General features: G+C 50.2%; 8 protein-coding genes. 3 read left to right on the top strand and 5 right to left on the bottom strand.

Translation table 11 applies throughout. The features are described 5' to 3' along the window. Window positions 1-66 precede the first annotated feature (66 nt). From B3A20_RS10335 to B3A20_RS10315, 5 genes are read right to left on the bottom strand one after another with little or no spacing between them, the layout of a single operon-like run. On the bottom strand, window positions 67-483 hold the full coding sequence (locus tag B3A20_RS10335) for a YraN family protein (protein ID WP_290764406.1): 417 nt from the start codon (window positions 481-483) through the stop codon (window positions 67-69). 50 nt (window positions 484-533) lie between these two features. Beyond that, window positions 534-2,039 carry a serine/threonine-protein kinase gene (locus B3A20_RS10330; RefSeq protein ID WP_290764403.1) on the bottom strand — a complete coding sequence of 502 codons (1,506 nt, stop codon included), beginning with the start codon at window positions 2,037-2,039 and terminating at the stop codon, window positions 534-536. Further along, entirely contained in the window at window positions 2,036-4,135 is a 2,100-nt protein-coding gene (locus B3A20_RS10325; RefSeq protein WP_290764401.1) for an ATP-binding cassette domain-containing protein, read from the bottom strand. Before B3A20_RS10325 ends, B3A20_RS10330 begins: the two co-directional genes overlap by 4 nt. 12 nt (window positions 4,136-4,147) lie before the next feature. After that, the gene (locus B3A20_RS10320; protein ID WP_290764399.1) at window positions 4,148-5,338 is read right to left on the bottom strand and encodes a pyridoxal phosphate-dependent aminotransferase; all 1,191 of its coding nucleotides are present in this window, start codon (window positions 5,336-5,338) and stop codon (window positions 4,148-4,150) included. After that, window positions 5,335-7,755, bottom strand: a complete 2,421-nt coding sequence (locus B3A20_RS10315; RefSeq protein ID WP_290764396.1) for an efflux RND transporter permease subunit — start codon at window positions 7,753-7,755, stop codon at window positions 5,335-5,337. Before B3A20_RS10315 ends, B3A20_RS10320 begins: the two co-directional genes overlap by 4 nt. A gap of 29 nt (window positions 7,756-7,784) precedes the next feature. Between B3A20_RS10315 and B3A20_RS10310 the strand changes: the two genes are divergently transcribed. The 3 genes from B3A20_RS10310 to B3A20_RS10300 are packed head-to-tail and all read left to right on the top strand — an operon-like array spanning window position 7,785 to window position 11,508. Further along, on the top strand, window positions 7,785-9,236 hold the full coding sequence (locus B3A20_RS10310; protein ID WP_290764393.1) for a BamA/TamA family outer membrane protein: 1,452 nt from the start codon (window positions 7,785-7,787) through the stop codon (window positions 9,234-9,236). Window positions 9,237-9,277: 41 nt separating this feature from the next. Then, complete coding sequence (locus B3A20_RS10305) at window positions 9,278-10,375, top strand: exo-beta-N-acetylmuramidase NamZ family protein (protein WP_290764391.1); 1,098 nt, start codon at window positions 9,278-9,280, stop codon at window positions 10,373-10,375. A gap of 53 nt (window positions 10,376-10,428) precedes the next feature. Further along, complete coding sequence (locus tag B3A20_RS10300; protein ID WP_088659455.1) at window positions 10,429-11,508, top strand: ABC transporter permease; 1,080 nt, start codon at window positions 10,429-10,431, stop codon at window positions 11,506-11,508. Window positions 11,509-11,617: the final 109 nt, after the last annotated feature.

The following is an 11,617-nucleotide window of genomic DNA, read 5'->3' as shown; positions in this document are numbered from 1 at the left end:
TTATTTGTTTTTACAAAAGTGAACGCATTTGATTTGTGAATTACTTTATTTGTTGTACCGTCTTCACTAAACCATTGGGATGACTTCGTGGCTTTCGAAGGCGTTTTTGAAGTGCACAAACTGGAGCGGTTCCTGGTAGGCTCGGGTGCTCAAAACGTCGAAACGGCACGGCGTGTCGAAGCCTTTGGGAGCGATTGCTTTTTGCGTTGCCAAAAAGTGGCATGCGGTCTGCCAAATTTTCTTTTGCTTGAGAGCGTTCACGCGGGCGGCGGGGTTCCCTTCCTGATTGTTCCAGACGGACTTGACTTCGACAAATACGAGTGTCTCGTTATCGCGGGCGACAATGTCTAGTTCTCCGCCGTGGTAAGCGTAATTGCGGGCGACAACTTCATAACCCTCGCGTATCAAGAATGCCGCGGCTTGCGTCTCGATAAAATTTCCTTTAGCGCGGTTGCATTTTCTTTGCACAACCTTTTTTTGCATTATCCCCTCTCGTCTTTCGTCTGTAGGCTCACTGAGCCGTTCTCTCGTCTCTATTTCACTTCCATTCCGAGCAGGCGAATCTCGGAAATGGCATAGTCGTCGTTGTCGGCTTCGTACACATCTTCGAGGTAGAACCGGAGTTCTGTCGTTTCAACCGCTTGAATGTTCGGGTACTGCATTCCTTTGATGTTTTCAAGCTTGATACGTTGTTTGAACCCGTCTTTTGTTTCGATTGTTAGTGTGCGCGGCTTCTTGAAAATGCGGAAACGGTCGCCAAATGCGTCATCTACAGACTTCTGATAGCCAACGGCAATGCCGATATTCGTGATGAGCGTGTTCTGGTCGAAGTACATGGCGAGCACTGGGTTCAGTGGCTTGAGTGGCATCTTGTTGAGCCATGCCGTGGTAAGGTCGCCGTCGGTCAAGTTTGCAATCGGATAGCCCTTCGACATCTCGGGCTCAATGGCTCTGGTTTCGTAGTTGGCGATGACCTCGTTCCATTCGATTTCGTGCAACATATTCTGCGGCTTGTGCGTGAACATGAGGAGCATGAGCAAAATCACGATGAGCGGGAACAGTACCGAGAATGCCACTAACATGAGCTTGTGCGGAGAAAGGTTACTGCTGAACCGCTTGGCTGCTTCTGCAATGGAAGGCACGCTGCGGTGGCTGCCGGTCTTGCGTCCGACGGAAGAATTCTGGTAAGGCGTGTCGTGCTGCGGGAACACCTGGTCGCATTCGTCCAAGAATTCCTGCATGTCGTGGAAGCGTTCGTTCAGCTTTTTCTTTAAGCACTTGAGGATGAGCGCCGAAAGTCCATCCGGGATATCTTCGCGGAAAAGTTCCGGAGCCGGAGGCGGTTCCTGAACGTGCTTGAGCGCAATTTCCACAGGGCGGCTGCCTTCGAACGGCAAACGTCCGCAAGTCATTTCGTAAAGGATTACGCCCATGCTGTAAATGTCGGACTGGAGCGTAACCTCGTCACCGTGGCACTGTTCGGGCGACATGTATTCGGGCGTACCCATCGTCATGCCGGTGCGGGTGAGGCGTTCCTTTTCCATCTCCTGGATGTACGAAATGCCAAAGTCCATGATGTAGACGCGGTTATCGCGCGTGAGCATGATGTTCGATGGCTTTACGTCGCGGTGGACGATGCCCTTGCTGTGCGCGTAAAGGAGACCGCGTGCAATTTGCTTGATGATGACTTCAATCGCCTCGAACGAAAGCTTGCTCTTGTTCTGCAAAATTTCGGCAAGTGAAATACCTTGCACGTAAGTCATCGAGATAAAAAGCTGGTTCCCTTGCTGTCCAAAGTCGAACACGTGAACAATGTTCTGGTGGTCGAGTTCCTTCATGGCCTGCGCTTCGAGATAGAAACGCTTGATAGCTTCGACATCGGAGGTCGAGTCGAGAATCTTGAAGGCTACTTCGCGGTTTAGCCTTTTATCGAGAGCCTTGTAGACATAGCCCATTCCACCTTTGCCGAGCGTTCCCAATAGTTCGTAGTTTTCGTTAAAGGGGTACGGAAAATTTAGCGGTTGTTCTGGACGTATCATCTTGGCTTCTTTAATTTGTGTAGTAAAATTGCTGTTACAATATAGAAACTAAGCGCGATGGCGATGGCGAAAACTGCGTTGAAAATGTCGTCTTTTCGTTCTAGCAAAATGTTGAGGAGCGAAGCTTGGTTGTAGCGCGACCAGATGACGCTCGAAAGCGCGCGGCCAATGGGCTGCATTTGGTCAAGCGGTACGAGGGCGCCTGCGAGGGCGACTTGCGGGATGATGAGGAGCGGCAAGAAGGCATTTGCCTGGCTCGTGTTCTTGGCGAGCGTACTCGTGAAAAGCCCGACGGTGGTTGCGGGGACGGCGATGCAGGCGAAAACGCAGGCGATAAGCGCTAGGTGGGGGGTGGGGCTAATGCGACTACTGATAAACGCATATACAATGGCGGTCTGCATCATCGTGAAAATGATGGGGAGCGTGCATTTTGCAGTCAGCGTCGAGAGTGCGGATACGCCTCGGCGGAACTTGTCGCGGAGAATGTCTTTCTCTTGCACTATTTCACGGATAGAAAGTGAGAGCGCAAACCAGTTTGCACAAAGGATAATTGCAAAGGCAACGGTCCATAGAGAACTTTGGTCGGAGAATATTTGCGAAAGCAAAAAACCGATAATCGCGGGCTGCACAAAAAGTGCGGCAATGCGGCCCTTGTCGCGGAACCACTGCTTCGCGGTGAGGCATACGGTGTAGGCGAAATTGCGGGGGAGCTTGGTGCGTTCAAAGTAATACTTGCTATCGCACACTTTTTGCTCGTGCTTGTAGCTCTCGTGAAATTCTGCGGCCTTACTTTGCGTGATGCTTGTAAGGAGCGTTTGCGGGTCGTTCGTGTTGAAGTGCGTGTAGGCCGCCTGAACGGTCCCGAAGAACGCTTCTTCGCCCTGGTGCAGTACGAGAACTTTATTTGCAATTTGTAAGGCCTCGTAGCTGTGAGTTGTGAGGATGATCGTATGGCCGAGGAACGCTAGCTGTTTGAGGTGCGTACAAAGGATTCTCGAATTGTACGGGTCAAGACCCGAGAGCGGTTCGTCGAGAATCACGAGTCCCGGATTGCCCATGAGCTCGCGTGCGAGCGCGACGCGGCGCATTTCGCCGCCGCTGAGCGTCTTCACGAGGTTATGCTTGCGTCCGCTCAGCCCGAAAAGTTCGCAGAACTTTTCGAGTCGCGCAAGTGCATCTTGCTTGAAGTTCCGCACGTCCATCGACGAACGCGCACCGTCGAGAATAGTTTCCTCGACGGTCAGCTCCGGGCGGAGCGGCGGGTCTTGTGGCAATATTGCAATGCGCCTGCGAATCTCGTTTTTGCGGTAATCGACACCGCCAATGCGCACAATGCTTTGCTTGTCGCAACGGTTGATGCCTTGAATCAACTTCAAAAGCGAAGACTTTCCTTGCCCGGAACGCCCGATAATTGCGAGAATCTCGCCTGCGGGGAGTTCGAAATCAATCCCTTTCAGTAGCTGTTTTTTGCCTGCAAATACGTTCACGTTTTGCGCGAAAACATCAAAGCCCGAATTTTGCGCTTCAATCAGCAAATCGTTATTGCGGAAACCGACCACGGCGGATTCAAAACGACAGGCGTCACCACTTGCAACTGTAATCGTGCGTGTGCGCTTGCCGCCCTCGTCCACAATCGCTTTCGCGAATTTTATCTCGGCACGATTTTCGCGGCACTCGGCACTTCCAGAACTGCGCGCATCTCGGCTCGCAATCCTGCGGCACTTCGCTTTCCCGATTCCCGGAATTTCAATATCTCTCCATTCCGTCGAGAGCGTTACGGTCTGCATATCGCTTTCCGTTTCGCGCTCCATAATCAAAAGCGTCAAATCTGCGCCACGGAGCGTTGCTCGCAACTGCCTTGGCCCAATGAGAATCACGTCGCCATCATTCAAAACGGCGGTCGTCACATCTTTCCCATTCAGCATCGTGATGCTGTTCTGGGTCAAGCTTTGCAAAATCCATTTGCCGTCCGTAAAATTCAGAACCGCATGATACCTCGAAACCATCAGGTTGTCGAATTGCAAAACGTTATCCGATTTGCGCCCGATGGTAAACGGTTTCGAAGGGTCTGGATTGACGAGGCGGAATGGAAACATCGCGTTTGTCCGTTATTGTAATTCTTTCACGAACGCTTCAAAACGGTCGCAAGCCTTCGCGAGATTTTCGTCGCTTGCGGCGTACGAGAATCGAACGCATGTGTCGTCGCCAAAGGCGGCGCCCGGCACAATCGCAAGTCCCTTGGTTTCCAAAAGTGCGCTGCAAAAATCAATCGAGCCTGCAATCACCTTGCCGTCCGGAGTCTTTTTGCCGTAGTAATCGCTCACCGGTGCAAACAGGTAGAATGCACCTTCGGGTGCACGTGGCTTGGTCTTTAAGAACGAAGTGCGTTCGAGCATGTAAGCTCTGCGCTTGCGGAAGGCGGCCTGCATTGCATGGACATTGCTTTTGTCCATATTGAGAGCACCGAGAGCGGCGTACTGCGCCACATTGCTCGGGTGGTGCGTGGCTTGTCCCTGGATCTTGCCGATAATTTTTGCAATCGGAGCGGGGGCGGCATCGTAACCGATTCTCCAGCCGGTCATGCAATGCGATTTCGAAAAACCGTTAATCACAATCGTGCGTTCTGCCATGCCGGGGAAAACGGCTGCACTTGTAAATTCTGTATCGTAGACAAAGTATTCGTAAACTTCGTCCGAGATACAGTAGATGTCCTGTGCGACAATTTCTTTTGCCAACGCTTCAAGTTCGCTCTTGCTGTAAACGGCGCCAGTCGGGTTGCACGGGTTGTTCAAGAGAATTGCCTTCGTGCGCGGCGTGCATGCCTTGCGTAAATCTTCGGCGTCAATCTTAAAATTCTTTTCAATGCCCGCTTCAACAAACACAGGCGTACCGCCAAGCCACTTCACGAGTTCCGGATACGTGACCCAGTAAGGGGCAGGGATAATCACTTCGTCGCCAGGGTTAATCAAGGCGGCGAGTGCGTTGAACACAGCGTGCTTTGCACCGCTAGTCATGATGATTTGCGATGCGTCGTAATGGAGTCCGTTTTCTTCTTCCAATTTCTTCGCTACAGCCTTACGCACGTCCAAAATCCCGACGGGTGCGGTATAGCGCGTCTTGCCTGCGCGGATAGCATCAATTGCCGCATCTTGAATGGGAGTGGGCGTTCCAAAGTCGGGTTCGCCTGCGCCGAGACTCACGACGTCCTTGCCGTCTGCGATCATCTGTTTTGCCATCGTGTCGATGGCGACGGTGAGCGATGCTGCGATATTTTGCGTTCTATCAGAAAGCGTTTTCATTTTTTAGCTTCCTTTTTCCTTTTCTGTCTCAGACGGTATTGGTCGAGCGATCCTGCGATGAGGGGGAAGATGGTGAATTGTGCGATGAATATGCAGATAAGACCAATCATCGAAACGTAACCCATACTGCGGAGTCCCGGATGCGATGAAATGAGCATGCCGTATGTTCCGATGAAGGCTGCCATCTGCGAGAGGAAAATCGTAAAGAACTTGTCCCTAAGAATCGTGAGCGCGGTTCCTTTTTGCTTCTCGTAATAAGCCGTGAAGAACTGGAGAGAACCATCGATGCTTGCTCCAATGAGAATTGGGAAGGTGAGTGCACTGTAGGCTGAAATCTTCACGTCAAAAAAGTTGAGCGCCGCAAGGAACCAGCTTGTGGCAAAGACTGATGGCAGTGCTGTGAACAAGGCGCGGCTAAAGCGGTTGTAATAAACGAGCATGAACAGGAATACGAGAATGCTGCCGGCCTGTATGGGTCTGCTGATGTGGTTCATGATCCTGTCAAGGAAGATTGCTCGCGTGATAGGCGTGCCCGCCACCAAATATTTTCCGTTATCAATCCCTTCAATCTGGTGGAGTTCACTGAATAGCTTTGTGCATTCGCTGCCGAAGTGTTCTGGAATGTTCGTGAAAATAAATGCAAAGCGGCCTTGTTTGCCCTGCTTGTCGCGGAATTTCTTTGCAATGTACTCAGGAGGCTCAAATTCATCGTTCTCGTCAAATTCAAGAGCTTGTTCAACCTTTTCAAAGTTTTCCAGTTCGCTCTTGGAAAGCGCTTCGCGGAATTCTTTTGTGACCAAGCTATGCAACTGGCGCAATTTGTCCATTTTTTTCTGTTGCAAGTTCGGGGAGAACTGTGCCAATGTAAAAATGGAATTGACGGTAGAAAGATTTCCGTTTTCCTTGAGTTTGTTGAATTCTTCCAGCAGTGTTTCGCTTTCGGCCTTGTCCGGCAACATGACGATGATGGGCGTCTTGTTCATGAATCCGGTTTCGGCAATCAGGGAATCAATTGTTGCATCCTTGTAGTTGATTTCTGTTGTTGAAAAATCGTTGCGGATGTGTAGTCTTGTTCCGCCGATGTAGAGCCCTATAAGGCTTGCAACAATGATGATGGAAAAAATGACCCAGTTCAGCCGGTTTGAAAGCATCGAAATTTTGCATTCATGGTGGATTTGGGCATGCCTAATCGAGAACGGTTTTTTGCGTTGTGTGACTTGCAAAAGTGCCGTCGAAAAAAGGAGCGTCATCGCCCAGTTCAAAACGCAACCCGTCGACCCTAGCACGCCGAGTTCCTGTAGCCCAGGTAGCGGAATGAAGATGAGGCTTGCAAATAGGGTTGCAAATGTGAAACTTGATGCGGCGGTTGAAGGACCGATGCCGAGGAGTGCACTTTCAATGCAAAGTTGCGGACTCAAGTTCTGTTCGCGTTCTAAAAAGTATCTGTTCAAGACGTGGTTGATAATCTGCAGCGCTTGCCCTGGGAGCACAATTGCAAGCAAAAGTGTAAACAGGTTGATTCGTCCGTAGAACATGTACGAACAGGCCATTGTGGTGAAAATCGGTGTTGCAATCGGCAGTGCCGAAATAAAAATCAATTGCGGCTGCCTAAAGAAGTTGAGGATCAAAAGCAGAATAATCAGCCCTGCCGTAACGCAGCCCACCATCTTTGCTTCGGGCAAAAGCCGCTTGCCGGTCTGGATGGATTCGTAGACCTTGCCCGCGTAATGCACCTGGAAATCGCTAGGCATTTTTTCTTTTTTCAATTGCTCGGTAACTTCGTAGAACAAGTTGCGGTTTGCTTGCAAATCCGAAATGGAATGTGTCGGGTAAATCTCGACAATGCGGATGGTCCCGGTTTTGTTGGAATGGCTCACCGCGAGCTTGTCAAAGTACTTCTTTTCGAGGTCGCTCAAAAGCTGTTCGCGCTGTTCCGAAGTCGTTTGCGTGATGGAATCAATCGCACTCTTGAGGTCGATGAACAGCGGATTGTTTTTCATGATGTAGTCGTGCTTGAGCTGCTCGATGCGATGCACCATGATGTCAATGTCGCTTTCGCTTGCGTACAGGAACTTATTCTTCTTGTAAAATTCAATGTCGGTCTCAAAGTCGGCAAAATGGACTGCCGGACTCTGCTGCATCTTTTGTGCGAGGTCTTTTGCGATACGGTAGTTCGCGCTAGAATCTTTCGATTGCAAAATGACGATGAGACTCCCGAGTCCGCCAAATTCGTCTTCGATTTTTTGGACATTGCTCGGTTCACGCGCACTCGTAATCGTGTCTTGCAGCTGCAAATCCCAGCGCAAGTGCATGATGGGGTAAATACTTAAAATTCCTACCGCCAGAAAAACCGTAAGGATAATCTTAGGGTAAGTTGCTAATTTTTTGATAATTTTTGAAAAAAGAGAAAACATCATACTCAATATAACTATATATTAGGGTGGAAATGATGCGTTTGATGACATTACTGGTGCTTGTAGGCGTGTTGAGTTTGCCTGCACATGCGAAGAAGTCTGGCGAAGTCGTGCAGGATACTTCTTCGGGTTCTATGTCGTTTGCCGAAATCATTTCTTGGCCTTTTATCCATGTAATTCAGCCTGTTTTCGGGATGCTCGTTTACCCGGTGGCCGCGCCCTTGCACTATGCGATTGATAATGGCGTTGCCGATAAGGCGGTGGACCTTATCACGTTTGGCGAAAAAAGAAATATTCTCATTTATCCGGTGTTTAACCTCAAGCCGGGGAGTTCTACGATGATTGGCTTGTGCTACCGCCATAGGAATCTGTTTATGCAGAGCGACTATGTGGTGTTCGAAGGCCATTATTACGCCAATAGCGATATTGATGTGAAGTTGCGTTATTCAAAGCAATCGCTTTTTGGTAAAAAACTGTATGGTGCGGTAAATGCGAACCTTTACATGGACCGCAATAACGGATTTATTTTGCCTGGAACCAAGGAATCATTCAATCAGGCTGATACAACGCTTAATTTGGGGGCTCAGCTGGGATTTCCGATTACAGAATCGAGAAACTTGAACTTTAGTGTCGGCGCTGAATTAGTTTATCATAAGGCTGATTTCACGGACACGAAGGATTCCGTGCTGGATGACCCGAAATATCCGATTGAAAATCGAGGACTTTATCAGAACCATTTTGAAATTCCGTTTTATGTGAACTTGGTGTTTGACAATTTGGATTTTCCGTACGCGCCTTCGAGAGGGCAGCGTTTTAGCCTGAGGGCTTCGTATGCGTTGACTGGAGAGTATGGCGGAATTAAACATAGCGACTTGGTCTTGGCGGGCTTGAATCGTGACGGTGATTTGAAGGATGGCGGAAAGAACCATGACTACGTGAGCGTTGACGCTTTTTACCAGATTTATTTCTTTATCGGTCGTGCTGAACAGTATGTGCTGAATGCAAAACAGGGCCGCCAGACAAGAAAGTTCTATACGGACTTTTCTCTGAACGAAGTGTTGCGAGTGTGGCGCCCGGAAAATTTGGTAGAAACGCTCTTTGAACATCGCGTGCTGGCGTTTCAGTTGCGATTCCAGGGCGTGTGGGAAATGGAAAAAGGTGGTGCTCCGCATTCTGCATTCCCGGCGTTGAATGGGCGATTTCCGCTGCGTGGCTATACGGATGCCTGGTGTGCTCCTTTTTTGCTAGGCTTTTCGGCGGAATACCGATGGCCGGTGGACCGTCTTGTTGATGGTGTCGTATTTAATGAATACGCAATGATTAGCGACAAAGTAAATGACTGGTCTAAGGATCGCCTGTATAACTCGTGGGGGTTTGGCGTTCGCGTTCGCAAGCCTGACATGTTCTTGTTCCGTCTGCAGTTTGCGTTCCACAGTTGGCATGGCATAAGCCTTGTATTGACGATTGCTCCTGAATTCAGGTAACTAGACTAATTGTTTTTAATGTTTTTGCTACCTTTAAAACCATGGTTACGTTAGCTCTTTCCCATTTTGAAAAAAGTTTCCCGGCAGCACTTCGTGGTAAGCGCCTGGGGGCTGTTCTCCATCCGGCTTCGGTCTGTGCCGATTTGAGTTATACGCTTGATTTGCTCAAGGATTTGGACGGCAAGCTCTTTAAACTTTCGGCTTTGTTTGGCCCGCAGCACGGCATCAAGGGACATACGCAAGACAACATGATTGAATGGGAAGGCTACGAAGACCCCGAATTGCATATTCCGGTTTACAGCCTTTACGGTGAACATCGCGAACCGACTGCGGAAATGCTTTCGCACGTGGATGCTATGCTTGTGGATTTGCAGGATGTGGGTGCGCGTTACTACACGTTCATCTGGACGCTTTTCCTCTGCATGAAGGCTTGCGAGAAGGCGGGAATCCCGGTGGTCGTGGTGGATCGCCCGAATCCGATCAACTGCGTAGACGAAGAAGGCCCGGTGCTCGACCTCAATTACACGAGCTTTGTTGGGCTTCATAGCATTCGTACGCGCCATGCCAAGACGATTGGCGAACTTGCCGAACAGTTCAAGGCCGAACGATTCCCGAAGTGCGAACTTTTCGTGATGCACATGGACGGCTACGATAAGCGCATGTGGTTCGATGAAACGGGACTCCCGTGGATTTTGCCGAGCCCGAACATGCCAACGCTCGATACCGCCATCGTGTATCCGGGCATGTGCTTGTTCGAAGCGACCAACGTGAGCGAAGGCCGTGGCACGACGCGTCCGTTCGAAATTTTCGGCGCGCCGTTCATCGATGCGGTCAAGCTTTGCAAGTATATGAATGGGCTCAAGCTCCCGGGCGTGTATTTCCGCGAAAACTACTTCCAGCCGACATTCCACAAGGGTGCAGGGCAGATTTGTGGCGGTGCGCAGATTCACGTGACGGACCGTAACAAGTTCCGCAGTTTTGAAATGGCGGTGAAGTTGTTGCAGTACATCTTCAACGAATACCCGAAGGATTTTGTGTGGAAACAGCCTCCGTATGAGTACGAGTTCCACAAGCTGCCGATTGATATTTTGCTCGGTAACGGAACGTTCCGCAAGGAATTTATCGAGTCGAGTATTTAATGCTTGCCGCTGTCGGAACTGCCGCAAAAAATGTGCCGAACCTTGTTTAATCTATGAAACTTAGACTTTCGACAGAAACTTTGAATCGCCTGAAGCGCTTCCGCAAGAACAAGCGCGCCTTTTGGTCGCTTGTAATTTTGGTGGTGGCGTACTTGCTTTCGCTCACGAGCCCGTGGACGGTGAATGACGAACCGTTCTATTTGCGCTACAACGGCAAGAGCTATTTTCCAGCGTTTGCGCGTTACAGCGAAGCGGACTTTGGCGGCGAATACAAGACGGAACAGGATTACGCAAAGCTTTTTGCGGATGTCGAAGAATGTAAGCAGGATGAAGAAGACGGATTCCCACGTGCTGGAGGCTGCCCCGAGATGTGGACGCTCATGCCGCCAGTGCCGCACGATCCGCTGAAGGCGGATCTGAGCGAGGAGGGAACCCCTCCATTTGCGCCGAGCGCAAAGCACTGGCTCGGGACCGATAGCAATGGGCGAGATGTTCTTTCGCGCTTGATTCACGGGTTCCGCATTTGCATTAGCTTTAGCTTGCTTTTGACAGTGCTCGGGACGTTTCTTGGCATTGTCATCGGTGGCATCCAGGGCTATCTCGGGAAGTTCTGGGATACGGGCATGCAGCGTATGATTGAAATCTGGTCTTCGCTCCCGATGCTTTACGTTGTGATTCTCATTGGCAGTATTTACGGTCGCAGTTTCTGGCTTTTGATTCTCATCATGGCGGCGTTTAACTGGCTTTCGCTTAGCTACTACATGCGTGCGGAATTTCTGAAGCTCCGCAGTATGACGTACGTGATGTCTGCGAAAGTTCTTGGACTTGGGCATCGCCATATCTTTTTCAAGGAAATCTTGCCGAACGCAATGACGCCTGTGGTGACGCTTTTCCCGTTCACGCTTATCGGTGGAATCGGGAGCCTCACGTCGCTGGACTTCTTGGGCTTTGGACTCCAGCCGCCGACTCCGAGCTGGGGTGAACTCATGAGCCAGGGACTCAACAACCTCTACGCTCCGTGGATTTCTGTTAGCACGGTCGCGGCGCTCTTTGTGACGCTCCTCCTTACGACATTTGTTGGCGAAGGCGTGAGGGATGCTATGGACCCGAAGTCGGGAGATAGGTATGTTTAAAGCAATACGACTGAGTGGTCCATGCCAAGCGGGAACGGCTCGTATTAACGAGCCGTGGGAGCGCGGAGCAATTGACTTCAGATGTTCTGATAGCGTTTTTAAGTCAATT

The organism is Fibrobacter sp. UBA4297 (assembly GCF_002394865.1).
Classification (GTDB): Bacteria; Fibrobacterota; Fibrobacteria; order Fibrobacterales; family Fibrobacteraceae; genus Fibrobacter.
Note: the sequence above shows the minus strand (reverse complement) of the source record. Positions and strands in the feature narration are given on the sequence as shown.